The 25865-nt window shown below is 39.9% G+C and carries 19 protein-coding genes; 2 read left to right on the forward strand and 17 right to left on the reverse strand.

All coding sequences use genetic code 11. The annotated features are described in order from the left end of the window. Position 1: 1 nt before the first annotated feature. The 17 genes from argH to gltB form a co-directional block, all read right to left on the reverse strand. Positions 2–1276: an argininosuccinate lyase gene (gene argH, locus AC6I5C_RS13920; protein WP_497905679.1), complete on the reverse strand. Its 1275-nt coding sequence runs from the start codon at positions 1274–1276 to the stop codon at positions 2–4. After that, a complete protein-coding gene (locus AC6I5C_RS13925) occupies positions 1273–2334 on the reverse strand; it encodes a M20 family metallo-hydrolase (RefSeq protein WP_497905680.1) in 1062 nt (353 codons plus the stop codon). The genes argH and AC6I5C_RS13925 overlap by 4 nt, the downstream gene beginning before the upstream one ends. Further along, positions 2331–3107: an acetylglutamate kinase gene (gene argB, locus AC6I5C_RS13930; protein ID WP_497905681.1), complete on the reverse strand. Its 777-nt coding sequence runs from the start codon at positions 3105–3107 to the stop codon at positions 2331–2333. The genes AC6I5C_RS13925 and argB overlap by 4 nt, the downstream gene beginning before the upstream one ends. Beyond that, positions 3107–4045, reverse strand: coding sequence for a Rossmann-fold NAD(P)-binding domain-containing protein (locus tag AC6I5C_RS13935; RefSeq protein WP_497905682.1), 939 nt, complete (start codon positions 4043–4045; stop codon positions 3107–3109). The genes argB and AC6I5C_RS13935 overlap by 1 nt, the downstream gene beginning before the upstream one ends. Beyond that, positions 4046–5170 carry an aspartate aminotransferase family protein gene (locus AC6I5C_RS13940; RefSeq protein WP_497905683.1) on the reverse strand — a complete coding sequence of 375 codons (1125 nt, stop codon included), beginning with the start codon at positions 5168–5170 and terminating at the stop codon, positions 4046–4048. After that, positions 5167–5967 (reverse strand): pyrroline-5-carboxylate reductase, encoded by an 801-nt coding sequence (proC, locus tag AC6I5C_RS13945; protein WP_497905684.1) that lies wholly within the window; start codon positions 5965–5967, stop codon positions 5167–5169. Before proC ends, AC6I5C_RS13940 begins: the two co-directional genes overlap by 4 nt. A gap of 12 nt (positions 5968–5979) precedes the next feature. Beyond that, complete coding sequence (gene argC, locus AC6I5C_RS13950; protein ID WP_497905685.1) at positions 5980–6957, reverse strand: N-acetyl-gamma-glutamyl-phosphate reductase; 978 nt, start codon at positions 6955–6957, stop codon at positions 5980–5982. Beyond that, complete coding sequence (locus tag AC6I5C_RS13955) at positions 6954–8141, reverse strand: argininosuccinate synthase (protein ID WP_497905686.1); 1188 nt, start codon at positions 8139–8141, stop codon at positions 6954–6956. The genes argC and AC6I5C_RS13955 overlap by 4 nt, the downstream gene beginning before the upstream one ends. Beyond that, complete coding sequence (locus tag AC6I5C_RS13960; RefSeq protein WP_053978489.1) at positions 8141–8752, reverse strand: GNAT family N-acetyltransferase; 612 nt, start codon at positions 8750–8752, stop codon at positions 8141–8143. Before AC6I5C_RS13960 ends, AC6I5C_RS13955 begins: the two co-directional genes overlap by 1 nt. A 446-nt stretch (positions 8753–9198) precedes the next feature. Further along, complete coding sequence (locus AC6I5C_RS13965; RefSeq protein ID WP_497905687.1) at positions 9199–10791, reverse strand: NADP-dependent glyceraldehyde-3-phosphate dehydrogenase; 1593 nt, start codon at positions 10789–10791, stop codon at positions 9199–9201. An 83-nt stretch (positions 10792–10874) separates the two neighbouring features. After that, the gene (ilvA, locus tag AC6I5C_RS13970; RefSeq protein ID WP_497905688.1) at positions 10875–12140 is read right to left on the reverse strand and encodes a threonine ammonia-lyase IlvA; all 1266 of its coding nucleotides are present in this window, start codon (positions 12138–12140) and stop codon (positions 10875–10877) included. A 26-nt stretch (positions 12141–12166) separates the two neighbouring features. Further along, entirely contained in the window at positions 12167–13666 is a 1500-nt protein-coding gene (ilvC, locus tag AC6I5C_RS13975) for a ketol-acid reductoisomerase (protein ID WP_497905689.1), read from the reverse strand. 13 nt (positions 13667–13679) lie between these two features. Beyond that, positions 13680–14210, reverse strand: a complete 531-nt coding sequence (ilvN, locus tag AC6I5C_RS13980; RefSeq protein ID WP_053978493.1) for an acetolactate synthase small subunit — start codon at positions 14208–14210, stop codon at positions 13680–13682. Between the two features lie 2 nt (positions 14211–14212). Further along, on the reverse strand, positions 14213–15946 hold the full coding sequence (ilvB, locus tag AC6I5C_RS13985; protein WP_497905690.1) for a biosynthetic-type acetolactate synthase large subunit: 1734 nt from the start codon (positions 15944–15946) through the stop codon (positions 14213–14215). 36 nt (positions 15947–15982) lie between these two features. Further along, positions 15983–17662: a dihydroxy-acid dehydratase gene (gene ilvD / locus AC6I5C_RS13990; RefSeq protein ID WP_497905691.1), complete on the reverse strand. Its 1680-nt coding sequence runs from the start codon at positions 17660–17662 to the stop codon at positions 15983–15985. Between the two features lie 356 nt (positions 17663–18018). Next, positions 18019–19485, reverse strand: coding sequence for a glutamate synthase subunit beta (locus AC6I5C_RS13995; protein WP_497905692.1), 1467 nt, complete (start codon positions 19483–19485; stop codon positions 18019–18021). Positions 19486–19489: 4 nt separating this feature from the next. Beyond that, on the reverse strand, positions 19490–23995 hold the full coding sequence (gltB, locus tag AC6I5C_RS14000) for a glutamate synthase large subunit (protein ID WP_497905693.1): 4506 nt from the start codon (positions 23993–23995) through the stop codon (positions 19490–19492). Between the two features lie 438 nt (positions 23996–24433). Between gltB and AC6I5C_RS14005 the strand changes: the two genes are divergently transcribed. Together AC6I5C_RS14005 and AC6I5C_RS14010 are read left to right on the forward strand one after the other, a co-directional pair. Then, entirely contained in the window at positions 24434–25480 is a 1047-nt protein-coding gene (locus AC6I5C_RS14005; protein ID WP_497905694.1) for an outer membrane beta-barrel protein, read from the forward strand. Positions 25481–25520: 40 nt separating this feature from the next. Continuing rightward, complete coding sequence (locus tag AC6I5C_RS14010; protein ID WP_053978499.1) at positions 25521–25859, forward strand: P-II family nitrogen regulator; 339 nt, start codon at positions 25521–25523, stop codon at positions 25857–25859. The last annotated feature ends 6 nt before the right edge of the window (positions 25860–25865 follow it).

Below are 25865 nucleotides of genomic sequence, written 5' to 3' on the forward strand. Positions count from 1 at the left end.
TTTATTTGGCGAATTTAGCCTTGATATCCTCTAAACGTAAGTTCCCCATACTTCCAACATGGGTATGTTGTTTGGATGTGTCTGGCGTATAAGTTCCTTCCTGTACCTGCTTACCAATAACCTGATAAGCTTCTCTAAAACTCATCCCGTTCTCTACCAAAGTATTCATATTGTCTACCGTAAAAAGGTAGCGGTATTTCGCATCATTCAAATCGATATCCTTTACTTCCACCTGATTGACGGCATAGTTGAAAATATCCAACAAATCCTTTACATCCTCTATTCCCGCTATGATGGATTCCTTCAACAATTGGTAATCTCTGTGGTAACCACTCGGAAGGTTATTGGTAATTAATGTCATCTCTGTTTGAAGGGCTTGAATTTTGTTGCATTTGCCACGAAGTAATTCAAAAACATCAGGATTTTTCTTATGAGGCATGATGCTGCTTCCTGTGGTCAATTCATCTGGAAATGAAATGAAACCAAAATTCTGGCTCATATACAAACAAATATCCATTGCAAAACGCGCCATGGTGTTACTTAAACCTCCTAAAGCAGCCGCGATGGTTCTTTCACTCTTACCACGGCTCATTTGCGCCGCTACCACATTGTATTTTAAAGTATCAAATTGAAGCTCTTTGGTGGTAAATTCCCTGTCAATTGCAAAGGAACTTCCATAACCAGCAGCCGAGCCCAACGGGTTTTGATCCACCGTTTTTAAGGCCGCCTGCAATAGATAACTATCATCAGCCAAAATCTCGGCATAGGCAGAAAACCACAATCCGAAGGAAGACGGCATCGCCACCTGTAAATGCGTGTAGCCAGGCAACAGTTTATCCTTATGGGTATCGGCCAAGTCCAAAAGTGACAAAAAGAACGTTTCTGTTTTTGATAGAATCTCCCGAATATTTTCCTTGTAATACAACTGTAAGGCTACTAAAACTTGATCGTTTCTAGAACGTGCTGTATGGATTTTTTTTCCAACTTCGCCATAAGTTTTGGTCAGTTCAAATTCTATTTTAGAATGAACATCTTCAAACTGGTCTTCAATTACAAATGTTCCCGCTTCTATTTGTTCCTTCAAATGTTGCAATCCTTCTTCCAACTGGCCAAGCTCTACCTCATTTAAAATTCCAATATGTCGTAACATTTTTGCATGGGCCAGAGATGCCTGAACATCATATTTTGCAATGTGCAAATCTATTTCTCTATCGTTTCCTACAGTAAACTGTTCAATTTTTTTATCAATGGCCAAGCCTTTGTCCCAGAGCTTCATAATACGTTGTTTAGCAATTCAATATAAATCTTAATTCCTTCTTCAATTTCGTGCAGATAAATAAATTCATCGGCAGAATGCGAGCGCGTACTGTCTCCAGGCCCCAGTTTTAAGGACGGGCAAGACAACACCGCTTGATCCGATAACGTAGGTGACCCATAGGTTTCCCTTCCCAAAGCGATTCCAGCTTTCACCAAAGGATGTTCTACAGGAATGGAAGAAGAATTCAATCGCAAACTTCTCGGAACAATGCTATCGCATGGTGCTTCCTTCATCAAAATATCTGCAACTTCCTGATTGGTGTATTGGTCATTCACCCTCACATCCACCACTAAATCAACATTGGCAGGAATGGCATTGTGTTGTTTCCCTCCATTAATTTGAGAAACGGTTAATTTCACCTCTCCTAAAGTTTCGGACACTTTTTCAAATTGAAACTTTTGGAACCATTCCAAAACCTTAATGGTATTGTATATAGCATTATCATCATTTGGGTGCGCAGCATGACTTGGAGTCCCCTTTACCACGGCATCAAACACCACCAACCCCTTTTCTGCAATAGCTAAATTCATAAGTGTTGGTTCGCCTACAATAGCGACATCCACCTCCGGAATGATCTCCAACATGCTATTCAAACCATTAGGCCCACTACTTTCTTCTTCCGCAGAAGCCACAATCACCAAGTTATATTTTAAATCTTCTTTGGCATAGAAATATGTAAAGGTTGCCAAAAGTGACACCAAACAACCTCCAGCATCATTGCTTCCCAAACCGAAAAGCTTCCCATCCTCCACAATGGCTTCAAAAGGATTTTTGGTATAGCCATTATTAGGTTTTACGGTATCGTGATGGGAATTAAGCAACAAGGTTGGTTTGTTCTCATCAAAATGTTTATTGATGGCCCACACGTTGTTGTTATCTCTTTTATAAGGAATGTCATGCTCTTTGAACCAACTCTCAATATGCGCCGCCGTTTGATCCTCTTCCGAAGAAAAAGAAGGGGTGGCAATGAGCTGTTTCAACAAAGCTATGGCATGCTGTGTCAGTTCTTGAATCATTTGGTAATTGTTGTAAATTTTGTGGTAGGTTGGGTTAACATGTTTGGTTTGCCAATGCAAACCTTGGTTACATTTTTGTTAATTGCATGAAAGCAATTATTTAATTTAGGTAGCATTCCATCGGCAATAACCCCTTCGGAAAGCAAGTTTTGATAAATTGGTGCGGTGATGGTTTCAATTACAGAATCCTCATCATTCACATCACGCAGCACTCCATTTTTTTCAAAACAGTAATACAATTCTACATTGTATTTTTTGGCAAAGCCTATGGCCAATTCCGAAGCAATAGTATCGGCATTGGTATTAAGCAAATTCCCCTGTGCATCATGGGTAATAGCACAAAATATTGGAGCGATATCTTGCCTCATCAATAACTCTAAAATTTCGGTATTTACTTTTTCTACATCACCTACAAATCCGTAGTCGATATCTTTTACAGGACGTTTTACAGACACAATCGTATTTCCATCAGCACCTGTAAAACCAATGGCATTGCAGCTAAGCGACTGAAGTTTTGCAACAATATTTTTATTGATTTTCCCTCCGTATACCATCGTAATGATGTCCAATGTTTCAGCATCCGTAATACGTCTGCCTTGCACCATTTTCACTTCAACCTCCATCTTTTGGGCCAATTGGGAAGCTAATTTCCCACCGCCATGCACCAATAGTTTTGGTGATTCCATCTCGGAAAATTGCTCTAAAAATGCATCTAAAGCCTTAGAATCGTCAATAATGTTTCCTCCTATTTTTACAATTTTAAGCGTTTCCATTATTTCAGGTTTTCTAAAATTTGCTTCAATACTATCTGTGCGGCAAAAGTTCTGTTATTGGCCTGCTGCATCACGATGGATTGTCCACCATCCAAAACTGCATCTTCAACCACCATATTTCTACGTACTGGTAGACAGTGCATAAACTTGGCCTTACCAAGTTTTTCTGCAGTCATCATCCAATTAGGGTCTGTATTTAGCACTTTTCCGTAGTCATTAAAATTGCTCCAGTTTTTTACATACACAAAATCAGCATCGGCTAAGGCTTCTTCCTGATTATAGATAATTGGCACATCTTTAGTAATGTTGGGATCCAATTCATAACCTTCTGGATGGGTAATTTGAAAATCCACATCCATTCGTTTCATCATGGATGCAAATGAATTGGCCACCGCTTGCGGCAATGCCTTAGGATGCGGCGCCCAAGACAAAACCACCTTGGGACGTTTTGTTTCTGTAAATTCCGAAATAGTCACGGCATCTGCCAAAGCCTGCAAGGGATGTGCCGTGGCGCTCTCCATATTGACAATTGGTACCGTGGCGTATTTTTCAAAACTTTTTAAGATATATTCCGACTGGTCCTTGGCTTTATTGGTCAAACTTGGAAATGCTCTCACGGCAATGATATCAGCGTATTGTGAAATCACTTGTGCTGCTTCCTTAACGTGTTCTGATGTATTGGCATCCATTATCGTTCCGTCCTCAAATTCCAACTGCCAAGCCTCATTAACATTAAGCGACATCACTTCCATACCAAGATTCCTAGCTGCCTTTTCCGTACTTAAACGCGTCCTTAAGCTCGCATTGAAGAATAGCATCACCAAGGTCTTGTGCTTTCCTAAACCATGATATTTAAAAGGTGCCATTTTCAACAAAATGGTTTCTCTTATCAAACTATCAAGGTCAGTGATATCGCTTATGTCGGTATACTTTTTCATCTATAATTCGCTTTTCAAAGCAGTTAAAAACTGGTCGATATGTTGTTTTTGCACCGTTAGTGGCGGCAAAATCCTGATCAAGTTTGGATTATTGGCACTTCCAGTGAAAATTTTATGTTTATGAATCAACTGTTTGCGCAAATCGGCCACTTTAAAATCGAACTCCAAGCCTAGCATCAAGCCTCTTCCTTTGATATTCCTTAGACCTTTGAGAGATTTTGCTTGCTCGATAAAATAATCAAAAACTTCTTTTACATTGGTCATCAAATTTTCATGTTCCAATACCTTTAATACTGCTAAAGAAGCCGCGCAGGCTAAATGATTTCCTCCAAAAGTGGTTCCCAACATTCCAAAAGACGCTTCAATTTTTGGATGGATTAATATCCCTCCTACGGGGAAACCATTCCCCATTCCCTTCGCCAATGAAATGACATCTGGAGTTATCCCATGTTTTTGGAACGCGAAGAAATCACCTGTTCTTCCATAGCCACTTTGCACCTCATCGGCAATTAAAAGCGTATTGTATTGTTGACACAAGCTTTCAAGTCCTAGGTAAAACTCTGTGGTGCTTTCGTCCAATCCCCCAACACCCTGAATGCATTCAACAATCACGGCACAGGTTTCATTTTTAGCTAGGATGGCTTCTACAGCTTCCAAATCTCCCAACTCAACAAAATCCACCTGCTGTTGCGCATTTAATGGCGCTACAATTTTAGGATTGTCTGTTGCTGCAACCGCTGCCGAAGTTCTTCCGTGGAAGGAATTTCTAAAAGCTAAAATTCGTTCTTTACCGTTATGGAAAGACGCCAACTTCAAAGCATTTTCATTAGCCTCTGCCCCTGAATTGCACATGAATAATTGGTAATCTAAACATCCAGACACCCTTGCCAATGTTTCCGCCAATTCCTCCTGCAATGGATTTTGAATGGCATTGCTATAAAAGCCCAATTGTGCCACTTGATTTGAAATAGCCGATACGTATTCGGGGTGAGAGTGCCCTATGGAAATTACGGCGTGACCGCCATAGAGATCTAAATATTCGGTACCGTTGTCATCATATACAAGGACATCTTTCGCCTTAACTGGCGTGATGTCGAACAACGGATATACCTTAAACAAACTCATATTTGTTCTTTTTTAATATTGTTGATTTTGTTAAATGAGGCTACCATACCTTGAATTAAAGAGGAGCTCAAGCCTTTGTGTTCCATCTCGTTCAAGCCTTCAATAGTACAACCTCTTGGCGTGGTTACTTTGTCGATTTCTTCCTCTGGATGATGTCCGTTGTTAATCAACAAACTCGCCGCTCCTTCTGAGGTATACATGGCCAACTCCTGAGCCTCTTCTGCATCAAACCCCAATTGAATGGCCGCTTGGGTAGTGGCGCGTATCAAACGCATCCAAAAGGCAATTCCACTAGCACAAACCACGGTGGCCGCCTGCATTTGGGTTTCTGGAATGATCAAAGTATGTCCCAATCTTTTAAATATTGCTTCGGCCACTTTAATACGCTTGGCACCTTGCTCGTTACTACACAAACAGGTCATGGATTTCCCAACAGCAATGGCCGTATTAGGCATGGCTCTGATGATAAATTGATTCTCTCCTACAATGGCTTCAATCCTAGAAATGGTGTAACCTGTGATGGTTGAAATTAACACATGTTTTTCAGTCAGGTAGGGAGCTACTTCTTTCAAAATTGCTTCCAAATGGGAGGGTTGCACTGCAAAAATGAGAATATCGGAATTCTTCACTGCCAACACATTGTCGTTGGTGGTGGTAACCCCTTTGTATCCTTCAAATTCTGAAATGGCTTCTACATGCCTTCTTGTTAAAAACAAAGTTGTAACGGCATTGGTAGTGATTAAACCCTTGGCAATAGATTGCCCTAAATTACCTGATCCAATAACGGCTAATTTCATAGACTTATATGTTTAAAAATAATTGGCTTTTAAATTCAATCCTTCGGTTTCAAAAAATCCATGCATCAAGTTCATATTCTGGATTGCCTGACCCGAAGCGCCTTTCAGCAAATTATCAATGATACTTGTCACCAACAGCATTCCATCGTGCTTGTGCAAATGCACAAAACAATTATTGGTATTTACTACCTGCTTTAGGTGCAATGGATTTTGGGACACGAAAGTAAAGGCATCGTCCTTATAACAGGCTTCATACAGCTCCTTGGCTTCTTCCAAATCACCCTCAAATTTGGTATAGGCCGTAGCGAAAATTCCTCTTGAAAAATTCCCTCTGTTAGGCATAAACAAAATATTGGAATCAAAACTGGATTGCAACTGTTTTACCGACTGGTTGATTTCCCCTAAATGTTGGTGGGTAAAAGGTTTATAATATGAAAAGTTGTTGTCTCTCCATGTAAAATGCGTGGTATCGGACAATGAAGTTCCTGCTCCAGTTGCCCCTGTTACGGCATTTACATGCACATCACCCTGCAATTTCCCTGCACTAGCCAAAGGCAATAATGCCAATTGAATAGCGGTAGCAAAACATCCCGGATTAGCAATATAATCAGCTTTTCTAATGTCGGCTTTATTTAATTCTGGAAGTCCATACACAAAGGTTTTCCCTTGAAAGGTCTTGTCGGCTTCCAATCTAAAATCATTACTTAAATCAATAATCTTTGTATGATCGGCAAACTGATTGTTTTCCAAAAACGCCTTAGAATTCCCATGTCCCAAACACAAGAACAACACATCTACTTCAGGATTGATGGTACTTGAAAACTGCAAATCCGTGGTGCCCAACAAATCTTGGTGAACGGCACTAATAGGGTTGCCTGCATTGGATGTACTATAAATAAAATCGATTTTGGTTTCTGAATGGTTTAACAGCAACCTAATGAGTTCTCCTGCTGTATACCCTGCGCCACCAATAATTCCGGTTCTAATCATGATTCTGAATTTACTTGGTGATAGATTTTGTTCTGGTTACCGAAGATTTTGATAAATCCTTTGGCATCATCTGCAGTCCATCCCTTGTTCATTTCTCCATAGCTTCCAAACTTGGCATTCATTAAGTCATGAGCAGATTCAATACCATCCAAGGTAAAGTGATATGGTTTCAAACTTACGGTAACATCACCAGACACCTGTTCCTGGCTGCTTTCTAAGAAAGCTTCAATGTTTCTCATTACTGGATCCAAATATTGCCCTTCATGCAAATGCATCCCATAAAAACTTGCCAAATACTCTTTGTGTTGTAACTGCCATTTGGTCAAAGTGTGCTTTTCCAACAAATGATGCGCCTTAATGGTAATTAAAGCTGCTGCAGCTTCAAATCCTACACGCCCCTTGATTCCCACAATGGTATCTCCAACATGAATGTCTCTTCCTATAGCAAAAGGCGCTGCCAAATCATTCAATATTTGAATATTCTTTTCAGGTGCATTTTCTTTTCCATTTACAGCAGTCAATTCCCCTTTTGTAAACGTCAAGACTACTTTTTCTTCACCTTCTTTTTTCAGTTGTGAAGGATAAGCATGTTCCGGCAATGGCTTGCCTGAAGTCAAGGTTTCCTCGCCTCCTACACTGGTTCCCCAAAGTCCTTTATTCACCGAATATTTAGCCTTTTCCCAAGACATTTCAATACCATTACTTTTTAGGTAATCGATCTCTTCCTGTCTTGATAATTTTTGATCCCTAATTGGGGTAATGATTTCAATTTCTGGAGCCAAGGTTTGGAAAATCATGTCAAAACGCACTTGGTCATTTCCAGCGCCAGTACTTCCATGGGCAATATATTTAGCTCCAATGGATTTGGCATATTCAATAATTTCAATAGCCTGAATAATTCTTTCTGCACTCACAGAAAGCGGGTAGCTATTGTTTTTTAATACATTTCCAAATACAAGATATTTCACAACCTTGTTATAAAAGGTGGCAACAGCATCAATATTTTTATAGGTAGATACTCCCATTTTATAGGCATTGGCTTCAATATGCTCAATTTCCTGTTTTGTAAAACCTCCCGTATTCACACTTACGGCATGCACATCATAGCCCGCCTTTGACAAACTTACAGCACAGTAGGACGTATCCAACCCACCGCTGTACGCAATTACTAACTTCTTACTCATTATTTCTCCTTTTTTAAAAACAGGTTCTCCTTAATGCTCTTTAACCTTTTATACACCTTTGTTTTAATCTGCTTTTTTTCCTCTACTTGTTTTTTAGGATCATAGAGCATTCCTGTACACAAGCACATTTTTTGCTCAGTTCGCTGTAAAACATCATAGTTCTTACAGGTTTGGCAACCATTCCAAAAAGTTTGGTCATCTGTTAATTCCGAAAAGGTCACAGGTTTATAACCCAGTTCACTGTTCATTTTCATGACAGCCAAACCAGTGGTTATACTAAATACTTTTGCGTCTGGGAATTTGGTTCTGGAATGCTCAAAAATCTTTGCTTTAATTTTTTTAGCCATCCCCAAACCTCTATAATCTGGGTGGACAATCAAACCGGAATTCGCTACAAACTTGCCGTGGCCCCAGGCCTCGATATAGCAAAAACCAACAAATTTATCGCCGTCTAAAGCAATAACGGCATTACCATTTTCCATTTTGGTAATGATATATTCTGGGGTACGTTTAGCAATACCAGTACCTCTAACTTTTGCTGATTCTGAAATGGTTTCGCATATTAATGGCGCGTAAACCGCATGAGATTTATCTGCTATAACAATCTTCATTGCCTTTCTTTTTATTAAAAATATTAAATAAATGTTTTGAAAGCGGAATCGGACTCACCTAAAATTCCAAGAATAGGACACACACCCCTACGGGCGGCGGTTAAAAACAACACGTAGCCTAGGATTGCTATTGAAAGCAATAATAGAATTTGTAAAGGATGTTATTTGTGCTGTTTTTTTCAATTTAAAAAAATAATTAATAAGTGAATGCTTAGTCTATAGAATGAAGAAAATACTAAACACGGCGGGGTTTGCTATAGGGCAAACACCTACCAATCACACCATTATTATTCTTTAATTTTTGCATGGTCCAAATTTAAAACATTATTCAATACCGTATTCATTTGCCCCTTAATTTTTAAGAATTATTATGATTTTTTTGATTAAAAGGGGCAAACATTACGAAGATTCCATCCCAAAGGGACAGAATCTTTTTTTACAAAGCACTAAAGAATATAGTCTGTACTCACAAAGTTGGAAGCTTTGGAGTCCAATAAATTGTTCAATATCGCATTGTTATAGTCGTTATCCTTAGAGGCTACAAAAGTCCTTATGGAAAACGAACGTAGCGCATCGTGCACACTCAAAGTAGCTACCGCCGAATCCTTTCTACCTGTAAATGGATATACATCTGGTCCTCTTTGGCAGGAACTATTCAAATTCACACGGCAAACCAAATTCACCAGGGTATCGATAAGTGGCGCTAGGGTTTTCACATCACTTCCAAACAAACTTACCTGCTGCCCATAATTGGAATCGGCAATATCACTCATTGGTTCTTCAATATCCTTGAAAGATAACACGGGAATTACTGGACCAAATTGTTCCTCTTCAAATACCCGCATCTCTTTATTTACTGGATACAACACCGCTGGAAAAATATAATTCGGAGTGGTTTCTCCTCCTTTGGCATTCACAATTTCCGCACCTTTCTCAAGCGCATCATCTATCAATTCTTGGATGTATTGTGGTTTTTCAGGCTCAGGAAGCGGCGTTAACTGCGCGCCTTTATCCCATGGGTTTCCAAAATTGAGGGCATCCACTTTTTTAGAAAATCGCTTATTGAATTCTTCCACGATATCTTCGTGTACATACAGCACTTTCAAGGCCGTACAACGTTGCCCATTAAACGACAAAGTACCTGAAATACATTCTGAAATGGCTAAATCCAAATCGGCATCCTTCAAAATAATTGCTGGGTTTTTAGCCTCTAAGCCCAATACCAATCGTAATCTGTTTTGTCTTGGGTGATGGCTTTGCAATGCATTTGCGGATTTACTGTTGCCTATCAAGGCCAACACATCAATTCGGCCTGTTTCCATAATTGGAGTAGCCACAGTACGGCCACGCCCATAAATAATATTTACCACTCCTTTCGGAAAACTATTCTGGAAAGCCTCCAACAGCGGCGACAATAACAAAACTCCATGTTTGGCAGGCTTGAAAATGGTAGTATTCCCCATCATAATGGCAGGAATCAACAAGGCGAACGTTTCATTCAACGGATAATTATACGGACCTAGACACAGTACTATACCCAAAGGCCCCCGACGAATATGGGCATGAACGCCATCGTGCTTTTCAAACTTGGCACTATCCCGATCCATTTGCTTGTAGTCTTCAATGGTATCGTAGATATACTCCACGGTTCTATCAAATTCCTTTTGGGAATCTGGTAAATTCTTTCCAATTTCCCACATCAATAGTTTAACCACCTCATCTCGCTTGGTTTTCATTTGCTCAACAAACTTTTCCATACAAGCAATACGATTGGCTACTTTCATAGTAGGCCACAGCCCCTGCCCTTTTCCATAGGCATCACAAGCCGCGTCAAGGGCTTCCAAAGCCTCGGTTTTTCCTAAGGTTGGAATGCTCCCCAATAAGGTAGGTTGATAATCTTCGGTGGAAGAAATGGTAGAATACACATTTGACGTTTCACCATTCCATTTTTTTAACTCGCCCCCTACCAAATATGTGTTTTGATGTACGAGATTTTTAATTTGATATTGTTCTGGAATTTCTGTAAACGTAGACGTCATAATACAATAGTTTTTTAATGAAGAATGCTTTGCATAAAGATACAACAAAGTACTCTTCCAAGCATTACTTAAAAGTTATTAAGCTATACTAAAAACTGAAATAAATCCGGCTTGTTATTGAGGTAATCGCCATAAAATTTATGTAGTTTCATTTTGGTAATCAAGGGCTCCAAATCCTGAGGCGATTTCAACTCAATCCCCACGACTGCAGAACCATTATCACGATTGGATTTTTTTGTGTATTCAAAGTGCGTAATATCATCTCCAGGACCTAAAATATCTACCACAAATTCCTTAAGTGCTCCTGCTCTTTGAGGGAATTTCACTATGAAATAATGCTTCAAATTTGAATATAACAAGGCGCGCTCCTTAATTTCGGCCATACGAGTGATATCGTTATTACTTCCACTCACCACGCACACCACATTTTTACCTTTTATTTTATCGGCATAAAAACTGAGAGCAGCAATACTCAAGGCGCCTGCAGGTTCCACTACAATGGCTTCTTTATTGTAAAGTTCCAAAATGGTTTGACAAATTTTCCCCTCCGGAACTGTGATAACATCATCCAAATTCTGCCGACAGATTTCAAAGGTTTTATCACCTACCTTTTTAACAGCGGCCCCGTCCACAAAATTCTCAATATGTTTAAGTTTGGTATTTTTGTTGTTCCTCAATGAAACCGACATTGAAGGCGCGCCTTCTGGCTCTACCCCAATAATCTTGGTACTGGGAGATAATTCCTTAAAAACGGTTGACAAACCAGAAGCCAAACCACCACCTCCAATAGGCACAAACACATAATCTATCGGCTCTTTTGCCTGTTGAATAATTTCCAAGCCAACGGTAGCCTGTCCTTCAATGACTTTTTCATCATCAAAAGGATGTATAAATGTTTTATTGGACTGCTCCTGTTCTTGAATTGCCGCAGCGTAGGCATCATCAAAAGTATCGCCTTCCAACACCACTTCAATATAATCTTCACCAAACATTTTAACCTGATCGATTTTCTGCTTTGGTGTAGGGGCAGGCATAAAAATGCTCCCTTTAATTTTCAACAATCTGCAGGACAAGGCGACTCCTTGAGCATGGTTACCAGCACTTGCACAAACCACCCCGTTTTCAATTTCAGAATCCTTGAGTTGCGCCATTTTATTGTAAGCGCCCCTAATTTTATAGGAACGTACCAACTGTAAATCCTCTCTTTTGAATAATATATCGCTCCTGAATTCCCTTGAATAAAACATATTCGAGGTAAGCGGCGTGTGATGGACGACAGATTGCAATTTATCTGCCGCCGCTTTTACCGCTTCCAATGTTGGGAAATAGGTTGTGGTTGTATTTTCCATACTTTTAATTTCTGCTTACTTTCTACTTAAGACAACACTGCTTCATTGATTTCTGCTGTCTTTATCACTTTCATGGCTGTCATAGCACTTCTCAACCTTTTTCCAACTGTCTCAATCGGATGGTTCCTTATTGCGTCATTAACCGCAATAAGCTCTAAATTATCAACTGCATTAGATTTTGAAAATGGTTTCCCTACCACATTCACTGAAACGGTTTCCATAAACCCTTTTAGCAGAGGTTTTGCTGCATGGTCAAACAAGTAACAACCATACTCAGCAGTATCTGAAATCACCCGGTTCATTTCATACAATTTCTTTCTCGCAATGGTATTGGCTATCAATGGTAATTCATGCAAAGACTCGTAATACGCAGAATCTGCAATAATACCGGCACTCACCATAGTTTCATATGCCAACTCAACCCCTGACTTTACAAAAGCCACCATTAGGGTTCCATTATCAAAATATTCTTGTTCAGAAATATGATTAGGCGTTAATGATGTTTTCTCGAAATTTGTTTCAGCTGTGGCCGCTCTCCATTTTAAAAGATTTACGTCATCATTAGCCCAATCTTCCATCATGGTTTTCGAGAATTCACCTGAAATAATATCATCCATATGTTTTTCAAACAAAGGTTTCATGATAGTTTTCAATTCTTCAGACAACCTGTAAGCTTCAATTTTTGCGGGGTTGGAAAGGCGATCCATCATATTGGTAATTCCTCCGTGTTTCAATGCTTCCGTTATGGTTTCCCAACCATACTGAATCAATTTTGCAGCATACTCAGAATCAACACCTTCCTCAACCATTTTATCAAAACATAAAATAGAACCTGTTTGCAACACGCCACACAAAATGGTCTGTTCCCCCATTAAATCACTCTTTACCTCAGCCACAAATGACGATTCCAAAACCCCAGCACGATGCCCACCAGTTGCCACGGCATAAGCTTTTGCCTGTGCCAAGCCTTTGCCTTCAGGGTCATTTTCAGGATGCACCGCGATAAGTGTCGGTACCCCAAAACCTCTTTTGTATTCTTCGCGAACTTCAGTTCCTGGACATTTTGGCGCCACCATAATTACGGTAAGATCTTTACGTACTTGAGTCCCTTCTTCAACAATATTAAATCCATGTGAATATGACAAAGTCGCTCCTTGTTTCATCATTGGCATCACAGCATTCACCACATTGGTATGTTGTTTATCCGGTGTTAGGTTCAACACCAAATCGGCATCTGGAATGAGCTCTTCATAAGTTCCTACGGTAAATCCATTTTCCACAGCCTGCTTATACGAAGCACGCTTTTCAGCAATCGCTTGCGGTCTTAAGGCATAAGAAATATCCAACCCGGAATCTCTCATGTTCAATCCTTGATTCAATCCTTGAGCTCCACAGCCCACAATCACTACTTTTTTATCTTTTAAAACGTTTACGCCATCCTCAAACTCTGAGGCGTCCATAAAACGACATTTTCCTAATTGCTCTAATTGTTTTCTTAATGAAAGTGTGTTAAAATAATTTGACATTGCTTTGTATGTTTTAATTGCTGAATGCTGCTAGCATTTCTGATATTTTCATTTCGTCTTTGGTTACGGCAATCCTTCCTGATCGGACAAATTGCATGATTCCAAAAGGAATTAATTGGTTGTATATTTCCTCAATTTCATTGCGCCTTCCTGATTTTTCAAGTACAAAAAATTTCTTGTTCACAGTAACAATATTGGCGCCGCTGTCCTTGATAATATTTTGGATTTCTCGCTCTTCAAATAGCAAATCTGATTTGATTTTGAACAAACAGGATTCCTGATAAATGGTATCCTCGTCCTTATGGTAATAAGCCTTAATAACCTCTACCTGCTTTTCAATTTGCCCAACAATTTTCTTGATCTGCTCTTCTGAAACTTTGACCACAATGGTCCACCGAGACACCCCTTTGATTTCAGAAACCGAAGAGACTATACTCTCAATATTGACATGTCTTCGTTGAAAAATAGCCGAAATCCTGTTGAGCAGGCCAATATTGTTTTCGGTATAAATTGAAACTGTATATGTATGAATTGTTTTTTCCATAATTAACTTAATCTTACGTCCGACACTGAAGCTCCCGTAGGAATCATAGGAAATACATTATCCTCTTTCTCCACACAAACCTCCAAGAAATAAGGCCCTGCATTACCCATCATTTCAGCAACTGCATCCTTTAAATCTTCCCGTTTAGTGACTTTTTTAGCTTCTATATAATAGCCTTTTGCAATGGAGACAAAATCAGGGTTGATCATCTCTGTGGAAGCATAGCGCTTATCAAAGAACAACTGTTGCCACTGCCTTACCATGCCTAAAAACTCGTTGTTCAGCACTACAATTTTCACAGGCAAACGCTGCTGGAATATTGTTCCTAACTCTTGAATAGTCATTTGGAAACCACCATCACCAATAATAGCGACCACTTCCCTTTCAGGCGCCGCCATTTTAGCGCCAATAGCCGCAGGAAGTGCAAACCCCATGGTACCCAATCCGCCTGAAGTAATATTACTTTTGGATTTATTGAATTTCGCATAGCGACAGGCAATCATTTGATGCTGCCCAACATCACTTACTATTGCCGCATCTCCTTTACTCTGCTCATTAATTTCTTTCAACACTTCCCCCATCGTCAAACCTTCCTTAGTCGGATACAAATCTTTTTTTATCACCTTTTCAAACTCCACAACATGAAGCTTTCTGAATTCATCATGCCACTGCTCATGATTCTTTTGATCCAATAAAGGAAGTAAAGCCGCCAAAGTTTCTTTGGCATTTCCCAAAACAGCAATATCTGTTTTAACGTTCTTGTCCACTTCGGCAGGATCGATTTCAAAATGAATGACTTTGGCTTGTTTGGCATAGGTAGCCAAGTTACCAGTAACGCGATCATCGAAACGCATCCCTATTGCAATCAGTACATCACATTCATTGGTTAATTTATTGGGTGCATAATTGCCATGCATTCCCACCATGCCCACATTTAACGGATGGTCTGTAGGAATGGCCGAAGCTCCCAAAATTGTCCACGCTGAAGGAATACCAGATTTTTCAACAACGGCCTTAAACTCCTCTTCCGCTTGACCAAGGATTACCCCTTGCCCCCAAACAATCATTGGTTTTTTGGCTGAATTGATCAATTCCGCGGCAGCCTTCACCTGTTCCAAATCCATTTTTGGAATCGGTGTATAACTTCTTATTCCAGTACATTTTTTATACTTGAAATCAAATTCTGCGAATTGTGCATCTTTGGTAATATCTATTAATACAGGCCCTGGACGCCCGCTTCTGGCGATGTAAAAGGCTTTGGCCAAAACCTCAGGAATATCTTCCGCTCTGGTGACTTGATGGTTCCATTTGGTCACAGGTGTGGAAATTCCAATGATATCAGTTTCCTGAAAGGCATCACTTCCCAACAAATGCGAAGCCACCTGCCCCGTAATACACACCATAGGTGTAGAATCAATTTGCGCATCGGCAATTCCTGTAATCAAGTTAGTCGCACCGGGACCAGAGGTAGCCATGGCAACACCAACTTTTCCTGAAATACGCGCATAACCTTGCGCCGCATGGGCAGCACCCTGCTCGTGCCTAGTCAAGACATGATGAAGTTGCTCTCTGTATTTATATAATTCGTCATACACAGGCATGATTGCCCCTCCAGGATATCCATAAATGGTATCCACACCTTCCTCCAACAAACAGCGCACAATGGCTTCACAGCCCGAAATGCGCTCCGTAGTTGCTACGGTTACTTTTTGTTCTTTCAATGTTTCTGTATTCATAGTCTCAACTTATGTTAAAAAAGACCCGTCTGGAAACTAAAATTCATCGGTCACACATCCTTTGGAAGCAGACGATACGGTTCTTGCATATTTATACAGCACCCCTCTATCAAATTTTAACTTAGGTGCCTTCCATTGTTTTCTTCTTTCTTGTAATTCTTCTTCCGAAACTTCCAACATAATGGCATTGGTTTCAGCATCTATCGTAATTAAATCACCATCCTTAACTAAAGCGATATTTCCACCCTCTTGCGCTTCAGGGGTAATATGCCCCACTACAAAACCATGAGTTCCACCCGAAAATCTTCCATCGGTAATCAAGGCAACATCTTTCCCCAATCCAGCACCGATAATAGCAGCTGTTGGTTTCAACATTTCCGGCATACCAGGCCCTCCTTTCGGCCCTTCATAACGAATCACCACCACATCACCTTTTTCAACTTTACCATCCCGAATCCCATCATTGGCTGCATATTCTCCATCAAACACCTTAGCTTTCCCAACAAAACTCAAGCCCTCTTTCCCTGTAATTTTTGCCACACTTCCCTCCAAAGCCAAATTGCCATAAAGCATACGTAAGTGTCCTGAAACTTTTATAGGACTTTCTAAAGGTTTGATGACATCTTGATCGGGAGATAAATCTGGTACGTCCAAAAGATTTTCTGCAAGTGTTTTACCTGTTACAGTCAAACAATCCCCATGCAACAATCCTTTTTTCAATAAATATTTTAGTACGGCCGGGATACCACCTACGACATGCACATCTTCCATCAAATATTTTCCGCTAGGCTTCAAATCGGCCAAAAAAGGCGTGTTGTCACTAATTTTCTGAAAGTCCTCAAGCGTGAATTCTATCTGGGCCGCTCTAGCAATTGCCAAGAAATGCAGCACCGCATTAGTGGAACCTCCAAGAATAGTCACCAACCTTATGGCATTTTCAAGAGACTTTTTGGTAATGATATCCGAAGGTTTAATATCCTTTTCCAGCAGCAAACGCATAGCCTCACCTGCTCTAACTGATTCATCTTTCTTCTCCTGACTCAGTGCAGGGTTGGAAGAATTATATGGAAGCGTCATCCCCAAGGCTTCAATAGCCGAAGCCATGGTGTTGGCTGTATACATACCTCCGCAAGCACCAGCTCCCGGACACGCCTTTTCCACAATACTTTGATATTCTGTTTCGGTCATGGTTCCCGCCACTTTACTTCCCCAAGCCTCAAAAGCAGAGACCACATCCAACTTCTTACCATTATGACACCCAGAATCAATAGTTCCTCCATAAACCAAAATAGAAGGACGATTCAATCGAATCATGGCCATTAAAGCTCCAGGCATATTTTTATCACAACCTACGACTGTCACCAATCCATCATAACTCATCGCCTGAACTACTGTTTCCATAGAATCGGCAATGATATCTCTTGAAGGCAAAGAATATCTCATTCCTGGAGTTCCCATGGAAATTCCATCGCTCACCCCAATGGTATTGAATATCAAACCAACCACATCTTCGTTCTGGGTTCCCTCCTTCACCAATTTTGCCAAATCATTTAAATGCATATTACAAGGGTTACCTTCATAGCCGGTACTTGCAATGCCAATAATTGGCTTAAAAAAATCTTCATTCGTCAATCCTATGGCGTGCAACATTGCTTGAGCCGCCGGCTGAGTAGGATCCTGAGTTACTGTTTTACTGTATTTATTAAGTTTATTCATTCTTATTATTATACTTCTCTCAATAATTAGTTCTAAATTAAAAGTTTGTGTTTTATCTTATTTTTTCGATTGTAATCCAAGGTTAAACTCAAGCAAATCAAATATAATTCAACTAGCTGATTTACAGTTACTTAAATGCTTTACAATATGATGTTCAAGGCCTTAATTTTACCAATAAAAAAAGCCTTCCCAAACAGGGAAGGCTTTGACTTTAAATATTGACAACACAGCATTCCCTACCTTAACGAAATAATCGCGATGATAATAATGGAAATAATGTGTAATACGTTTCTGTTCATGATGTTCATCAAATATCAAAAATATCCATCAGGAATCCAAGTTTTTAAGCTCATTTCTTAAACTCGCGGCAAATCGCTATCATCCTTTAGTGGCAGGTCGGTAGATCCCATCAAATATTTGTCAATATGATGGGCCGCTTGCCTCCCTTCTGAAATAGCCCAGACAATTAGAGATTGACCCCTACGGGAATCACCCGCCGCAAAAATTCCCGGAACATTGGTTTTATAATCGGAAACCGTAGCCTGAATATTACTTCTAAAATCGGTGTCCAAACCAAATTGTTCCACCAAAGTTTTTTCTGGCCCCGTAAATCCTAAGGCCAAGAGCACCAAATCGCAGTCCCATTTTTTTTCTGTATCTGGAATTTCTTTTAACTGAGGTCGCTCACCATCTTTAAAAATCCATTCTACCTCAACAGTTTTAAGACCTTTTAGGTTCCCATTTTTATCCCCTAAAAATTCTTTAGTTGAAATACTAAAAAAACGCTCCACTCCTTCTTGGTGTGAAGAACTTGTTTTTAACTTCATTGGCCAATAAGGCCAAGGCTGATTGGCTGGTCTACCAACTGAAGGCTTACTCAATATCTCAAAATTAACAACCGATTTAGCACCATGCCTATTGGAAGTCCCAATACAATCCGAACCTGTATCTCCACCACCAATCACAATCACATTTTTATCCTTGGCACTCAATATATCGTCGAACTCCAACTCCCCGTCAACATATTGATTATTCATTTTCAAAAACTCCATAGCCTGATGCACCCCTTTTAAATGCGCTCCTTTTATAGGAATACCACGTCTCTCCGTAGCACCGTTACACAATAGAATGGCATCAAATTCATCTTTAAGTGTTTCCACACTCACATTATCACCTACATGTGCATTAACCTGAAAAATGATTCCTTCTTCTTCCAAAATAGCAATCCTCCTGTCGATAATTGATTTTTCCAATTTGAAATCAGGAATTCCATAACGAAGTAAACCTCCCACTTTAGCATCACGCTCAAAAACCGTCACGTTATGCCCCGCTCTGTTCAACTGCTGCGCAGCAGCCAATCCTGATGGTCCAGAACCAATTACCGCCACGCTTTTTCCCGTCCTCACCTCAGGCGGATTGGCCACAATCCAACCTTCTCTAAAAGCGGTTTCCACAATATTCTTTTCAATATTTTCTATAGTTACAGGATCTTCATTGATCCCCAACACACAGGCCTCCTCACATGGCGCAGGACACAAGCGCCCTGTAAATTCAGGAAAATTGTTGGTAGCATGCAAGATTCTTGCAGCTTCTTTCCATTTCCCTTTATACACATTATCATTGAAATCAGGGATCAAATTGCCCAACGGGCAACCACTATGGCAAAATGGAATACCACAATCCATACATCGCGCTCCTTGATTTCTCAACTTATCCTCCGCTAGAGGAATTGTAAATTCTTTATAGTTTTTAACCCGATCCTCAACATCGGTATATTTTTCAACCTCCCTCTCAAATTCCATAAATCCGGTGATCTTTCCCATAATTCTATTTCGTTACAAGGTTATTTTCATTTTCCAATCGTATCAAAGCCTGCCTGTATTCCTCAGGAAGCACCTTGATAAACTTAGGCAATTCACGCTCCCAATTTTCAAGAATACGCTGTGCCAAGGCACTTTGCGTGGCATTATAATGATTTTCAATCAGGCGTTTCAATTCTTGAATATCCTCTGGAATCACCACAGGATCCAAATTCAAGCCTTCGGTATTACATTTTTTTACAAAGGTTTCGTTTTTGTCATACACATAAGCGATACCGCCACTCATACCGGCCCCAAAATTGCGTCCGACCTCACCAAGTATCACAGCAATTCCACCGGTCATGTATTCACAACCATGGTCACCAATACCTTCAACAACTGTTTTAACTCCAGAATTTCTAACACAGAAACGCTCTCCCGCCTTTCCGTTGATATAAGCCTCCCCTGAAGTAGCTCCATAAAAAGCCACATTTCCAACAATGACATTTTCCTCAGGGACAATCGTTGCTTCATCCGGTACTTTCACCACCAATTTGGCTCCAGAAAGCCCCTTACCGATATAGTCATTGGTATTTCCGGTCACAATCAAACTCAAACCATGGGTAGCAAAGGCTCCAAAACTCTGCCCCGCCGAACCTTTAAAATTGATTTTCAAAGTATTTTCAGGCAGTCCCTGAGCTCCGTATATCTTCGAAATTTCATTACTCAATATAGCACCAATCGCACGGTCTTCATTAGTTATTTTGAAATCCAAAATGGTTTTTTCCTTTCTAAACAAAGCAGGATGCGCCTGACTGATAATTTCAAAATCCAAGGACTTTTCCAAATGATGATCTTGCTTACAAGTGTTGTACAGCTTAGTCCCCGCTTCCACTTCTACTTTATGCAGAATAGGTGACAAATCGATGCCATGAGCTTTATAATAATCAATAGCTTTATTCCTATCCAACTTTTCAACTCTTCCTACCATTTCATCTACCGTTCTAAAACCAAGCTTCGCCATAATTTCCCGAAGCTCTTGAGCCACGAAATACATAAAATTGACTACATGCTCAGGTTTTCCTTTGAACTTCTTGCGCAATTCTGGATTTTGTGTTGCGATCCCAACTGGGCAAGTATTCAAATGGCACACGCGCATCATGATACACCCTGAAGCTACCAAAGGCGCCGTTGCAAATCCAAACTCTTCAGCCCCAAGTAGACAAGCAATCGCCACATCTCTGCCAGTTTTCAACTGACCATCACATTCTACCACAATTCTGTTACGAAGATTGTTCATCACTAAAGTCTGCTGGGTTTCTGCCAGTCCTAATTCCCAAGGTAATCCTGCATGTTTCAAGGACGTTAATGGTGAGGCCCCTGTTCCTCCATCGTAACCAGAAATCAGTACCACATCAGCTTTTGCCTTCGCAACACCGGCAGCTACGGTACCCACACCAACTTCTGACACCAATTTAACATTGATACGCGCGTCACGATTCGCCGATTTCAAATCGTAAATCAATTGCGACAAATCTTCAATAGAATAAATATCGTGATGTGGCGGCGGTGAGATCAAACCAACATAAGGCGTTGAGTTTCTAGTTTTAGCTATTTCAGGATTCACTTTTGGACCGGGCAATTGCCCCCCTTCTCCAGGTTTGGCCCCTTGTGCCATTTTTATCTGTATCTCTTGGGCATTGGTCAAATAATTGGAAGTCACTCCAAATCGGCCTGATGCCACTTGTTTAATGGCACTGTTCTTCCAGTCGCCATTTACATCTTTATAGAAACGATCTTCATTTTCCCCACCTTCACCTGAATTACTTTTTCCTCCAATTCGGTTCATGGCTATCGCCAAATTTTCATGGGCTTCCTTACTAATGGATCCATATGACATGGCTCCCGTTTTAAAGCGCTTCACAATATTGGTCCAAGGCTCTACTTCCTCCAATGGAATTGGATCATAATTAGCAAACTCAAACAAGCCCCGGATGGTCATTAAGTGCTTAGACTGATCATTGATAATCCTAGAATATTCCTCATAAGTCTTAGGCTTGTTACTTCTCACGGCCTCTTGCAGTTTTGCTACAGACAATGGATTGAACAAATGATGCTCTCCATTTCTTCTCCAACGATACTGCCCACCAATTTCTAAGTCGAGGTTAGCGGCTATATGTTTACTTTGATATGCTTTTTGATAACGTTTATTGATTTCCTTTTCCAACTGATGCAAATCCACTCCCTGAATTCTAGTTGCAGTTTTTGGAAAATACTTCTCTACCACATCCGTATTAATACCGATACACTCAAACAACTGCGCACCTCTGTAGGAGTTAAGCGTAGAAATCCCTATTTTATTCATCACTTTCAAAATCCCTTTTCCAACCGCTTTATTATAGTTGTTTATGGCCTGTAGCGGATCTATGGAAGAATCATTCAAATCTTCCATTTGATCCTCGATAATCTCATTGACCATATATGGGTTAATAGCACTAGCACCATAACTAAAAAGCATTGCAAAATGATGCACCTCTCTAGGTTCAGCCGACTCTATAATGATACTTAACTGGGAACGTTTTCCCAACTTGTACAAACCACTGTTCACATAGGAACAAGCCAACAAGGCAGGAATCGGCGCCTTCTGTTCACTTATATTTCTATCGGAAAGAATTATGATGTTTGTTCCTTCCTCTATACAATTTGCTGCCTGAGCCAATATATCTTCCAAGGCATCCTCCAAACCGTTATGACCTTTGTTAACATCATAAAGTATTGGAATTTGCTCCACCTTAAAAAGAGGATTTCTATAACTTTTTATTTTATCCAAATCCTGTTTGGAAATCACTGGATTTTGGATTTTCAGCTTTTGACAATGTTTTTCGTCAATCTCGAAAATATTGGAATCACTACCCAAAGTAAGACTGATATCGGTAATCAACTCTTCACGAATACCATCCAAAGGCGGATTGGTAACCTGAGCAAATAACTGCTTGAAATAATTATAAATTAATTGGGGACGCTCAGACAACACGGCCAAAGGTGTATCGCTTCCCATAGAACCAATGGGCTCCTTACTGTTCTTTGCCATTGGCAAAATGATAGTATTGATATCTTCCTGAGTATACCCAAATACCACTTTACGTTTGTCCAAAGGCTCTTCATTGAAAAACACAGGACAATCATTATACGGAATATCACGAAGCTGAATTAAATTATTATCCAACCATTTGCGATACGGATGCATAGCTGCAATACGCTCCTTGATCTCTTCATCGTTAACAATCCGCCCTTCCTTCATATTAACCAGGAACATTTTCCCTGGCTCCAAACGTCCGTGATGCTCTACATTTTTAGGCTCAATTTCAATAACGCCAATTTCAGACGACATGATTACATAACCATCTTTGGTCACCGAATATCGTGATGGACGCAGGCCGTTTCTATCCAAAACCGCCCCGATATAATCCCCGTCGGTAAAAGGAATGGATGCTGGACCATCCCAAGGCTCCATTAAACAAGAATTATATTCGTAGAAGGCCTTTTTACTATCGGACATTTCCGGGTTTTTCTCCCAAGCTTCCGGCACCAACATCATCATGACCTCAGGCAAGGAGCGCCCAGTCATCAACAACAACTCTACCACCATATCCATAGAGGCTGAATCTGATTTTCTTGGAAGTACAATAGGCAAGATATTTTTGATTTCCTCTCCAAACAATTCACTTTCCATCAATTCTTCCCTAGAATACATACGGGAAATATTCCCCCTTAAGGTATTGATTTCCCCATTATGGCACATATAACGGAAAGGCTGTGCCAAATCCCAAGTTGGGAACGTATTTGTAGAAAAACGCTGATGCACCAATGCCAAACGCGTCACCAATAAAGGATCGTTCAAATCCTTATAAAACAATTTGATATCCTCTGGAATTAAAAGCCCCTTATATATTATGACTTTAGTTGACAAACTAGGCAGGTAGAAAAATGCACTTTCGGAAATCTTAGAACCAATAATTTCGTGCTCTGTTTTTTTTCTTGCGATAAACAGTTTTACATTAAAGTGAAAATCATCTTGATTCTTATCTCCCTTGCCTACAAACACCTGCTTAATGTAAGGTTGAGTTACTGCAGCAATTTCTCCAAGCACAGATTCATCAACTGGCACATCACGCCACCCCAATACTTTAAGCCCCTGCTCCTCCATATGTTTTTCCAACACCGAAATACAGAATTTCCGTTGGTTTTCCTTTTTAGGCAAAAACACATTACTAACGGCGTACTCACGCTCCTTGGGCAACTTAAACTTACAATTAGCAACAAAAAACTCATGCGGAATATCCACCAATATACCGGCACCATCCCCCGTTTTCCCATCGGCACTTACCGCACCTCGATGCTCTAGTTTTTCAAGTATTTGAAGAGCTTTATGAATAATGTCATTCGATTTAATTCCTTTTAAACTACATATAAATCCCGCACCACAATTATCATGCTCAAATTCCGGCAAATACAACCCTTGTTTCTTCAACATAACCTTAAATTTTAACGTAAATCTTTAGAATTGGATTTACTAATATAGGAGAGAAAATGCATTAATTATAAAACACTTAGCATTATTGCGATTTCACCAAATTCAAGCCTGTATAATTAGAATTATCCAATCATACCCTTAAAAAACTAAAATTTACTTAATGAATTTTTATCATCAAAAATACCATTTAAATAAAAAGACTTCAAATAAACCCAAACTAACATGTGTTAACCCTATTTTTTTACTTAATTTTTTAAGATTTTGTCATTTGAATAATTTGAATATTCTTAAAGAAATTTAAAAAATAACAACAACCCCCAATTAATAGAGGGTAAAAACTAAATAAATCATAAAAATATCCGATTCACCCCTATTTTTTACAGGGTGTAATCTATTTTTTACATAGATTTATACATCAATTAACAAAAACAATTTTGTATGAAAAAACTTTTTACCCTTTACATGCTCCTATTGGCAATCTGCCAAATGAGCGCACAAGAAGATGCCCCAAAAAGTGATTCAGAAGACAAAAAGAAATTTTCCCTAAGTGGTAGCATAGATGCCTACTACAGGGTAAATTTTAACGCCCCAAACAAAGAACTTGAGGACGGCACTATTGTCGCCCCGGGATCTTCATTTGCCAACCTACCGGGATTTGCACTTGGCATGGCCAATGTTGTTGCTGCCTATGAAGGCGAAAAAGTAGGCTTTGTAGCCGACTTGGTTTTTGGACCAAGAGGTACAGATGCTATTTTTGCCTCCCCCATGTACTCTGCTACTGGAAACATTGTCAACCAACTTTATGCCTACTGGAATGTTTCAGACAATGTGACACTTACCTTTGGAAACTTCAACACTTTCCTTGGCTACGAAGTCATTTCTCCAGTTGCCAACTTTAACTACAGTACATCCTATTTATTTTCTTACGGACCTTTTAGTCACACAGGACTGAAGGCGGACTTCTCTCTTACAGAGGATTTTAGTTTGATGCTAGCCGTAATGAACCCTACCGACCTTACAGAGTTCAACCCAACAGACAAATACGCCTTTGGAGCCCAACTAGGATTTAAAGGACAGTTCCTTAACTTCCTAACTGATGATGGCGCCTTTGAAATTGACTATACAGGAGGCTTCGATATAACTAGCAGTGTTTTCTTAGGAATCAATGCCGCCTATTACAATAATGACGATTTTGGGTTTGCTGGAGTAGCACTGTACCCACAATTTGCAACCAGTGACAACTTCACTATTGGATTTAGAGGAGAATATTTCCTTGAAGACGGTGACTTTGGAGCTATCGGTACCGGCGTTGAGGATTCCAGCGTGTTTGCTGCTACCCTTACAGGCAGCTACACCATCAATAGTCTAATCATCAAACCAGAATTGCGTTTGGACAGCGCATCGGATGACGCCTTTATGGATAAGGATTTGGACGCTAAAAAGAGCCTAAGCTCATTCCTATTGGCTGCCATCTATTCGTTCTAGCAACCCGCTCAACATTTAATAAATAATAAACTATCTAATAATGAAGAAAATTGAAGCAATCATTAGAAAATCCAAATTTTCAGAAGTAAAAGAAGCTCTTCACAATGTGGGAGTAGTTTTTTTCTCCTATTGGGATGTTACTGGTCTTGGTAACGAAAAAGAAGGCCATGTATATCGCAGCATTACCTACAGTACCAGCGACATTCAAAGACGCTACCTCTCGATCGTTGTTAATGACGATTTTGAAGACATTACTGTAAAAACCATCATTGAGTCTGCAAAAACTGGCGAGGTTGGAGATGGAAAGATTTTCGTTTCAGACATCGCGGAATGCTACAGAATTCGCACCGGTGAAAAAGGCGGAGAAACTTTAAAATAAACTAAT

It is taken from the genome of Mangrovimonas sp. sgz306409 (genome assembly GCF_059735265.1).

What these genes read in the sequence shown, in the direction of transcription:
- argH (WP_497905679.1), bottom strand. Translation starts at nt 1,276, where the DNA reads ATGAAGCTCTGGGACAAAGGCTTGGCCATTGATAAAAAAATTGAACAG.
- AC6I5C_RS13940 (WP_497905683.1), bottom strand. Translation starts at nt 5,170, where the DNA reads ATGAGTTTGTTTAAGGTATATCCGTTGTTCGACATCACGCCAGTTAAG.
- AC6I5C_RS13955 (WP_497905686.1), bottom strand. Translation starts at nt 8,141, where the DNA reads ATGAGTAAGAAGTTAGTAATTGCGTACAGCGGTGGGTTGGATACGTCC.
- proC (WP_497905684.1), bottom strand. Translation starts at nt 5,967, where the DNA reads ATGAAATTAGCCGTTATTGGATCAGGTAATTTAGGGCAATCTATTGCC.
- AC6I5C_RS13925 (WP_497905680.1), bottom strand. Translation starts at nt 2,334, where the DNA reads ATGATTCAAGAACTGACACAGCATGCCATAGCTTTGTTGAAACAGCTC.
- ilvN (WP_053978493.1), bottom strand. Translation starts at nt 14,210, where the DNA reads ATGGAAAAAACAATTCATACATATACAGTTTCAATTTATACCGAAAAC.
- AC6I5C_RS13960 (WP_053978489.1), bottom strand. Translation starts at nt 8,752, where the DNA reads ATGAAGATTGTTATAGCAGATAAATCTCATGCGGTTTACGCGCCATTA.
- AC6I5C_RS14010 (WP_053978499.1), top strand. Translation starts at nt 25,521, where the DNA reads ATGAAGAAAATTGAAGCAATCATTAGAAAATCCAAATTTTCAGAAGTA.
- ilvB (WP_497905690.1), bottom strand. Translation starts at nt 15,946, where the DNA reads ATGAATACAGAAACATTGAAAGAACAAAAAGTAACCGTAGCAACTACG.
- ilvC (WP_497905689.1), bottom strand. Translation starts at nt 13,666, where the DNA reads ATGTCAAATTATTTTAACACACTTTCATTAAGAAAACAATTAGAGCAA.
- argC (WP_497905685.1), bottom strand. Translation starts at nt 6,957, where the DNA reads ATGATTAGAACCGGAATTATTGGTGGCGCAGGGTATACAGCAGGAGAA.
- AC6I5C_RS13995 (WP_497905692.1), bottom strand. Translation starts at nt 19,485, where the DNA reads ATGGGAAAGATCACCGGATTTATGGAATTTGAGAGGGAGGTTGAAAAA.
- AC6I5C_RS14005 (WP_497905694.1), top strand. Translation starts at nt 24,434, where the DNA reads ATGAAAAAACTTTTTACCCTTTACATGCTCCTATTGGCAATCTGCCAA.
- AC6I5C_RS13965 (WP_497905687.1), bottom strand. Translation starts at nt 10,791, where the DNA reads ATGACGTCTACGTTTACAGAAATTCCAGAACAATATCAAATTAAAAAT.
- ilvD (WP_497905691.1), bottom strand. Translation starts at nt 17,662, where the DNA reads ATGAATAAACTTAATAAATACAGTAAAACAGTAACTCAGGATCCTACT.
- AC6I5C_RS13935 (WP_497905682.1), bottom strand. Translation starts at nt 4,045, where the DNA reads ATGAAAAAGTATACCGACATAAGCGATATCACTGACCTTGATAGTTTG.
- argB (WP_497905681.1), bottom strand. Translation starts at nt 3,107, where the DNA reads ATGGAAACGCTTAAAATTGTAAAAATAGGAGGAAACATTATTGACGAT.
- ilvA (WP_497905688.1), bottom strand. Translation starts at nt 12,140, where the DNA reads ATGGAAAATACAACCACAACCTATTTCCCAACATTGGAAGCGGTAAAA.
- gltB (WP_497905693.1), bottom strand. Translation starts at nt 23,995, where the DNA reads ATGTTGAAGAAACAAGGGTTGTATTTGCCGGAATTTGAGCATGATAAT.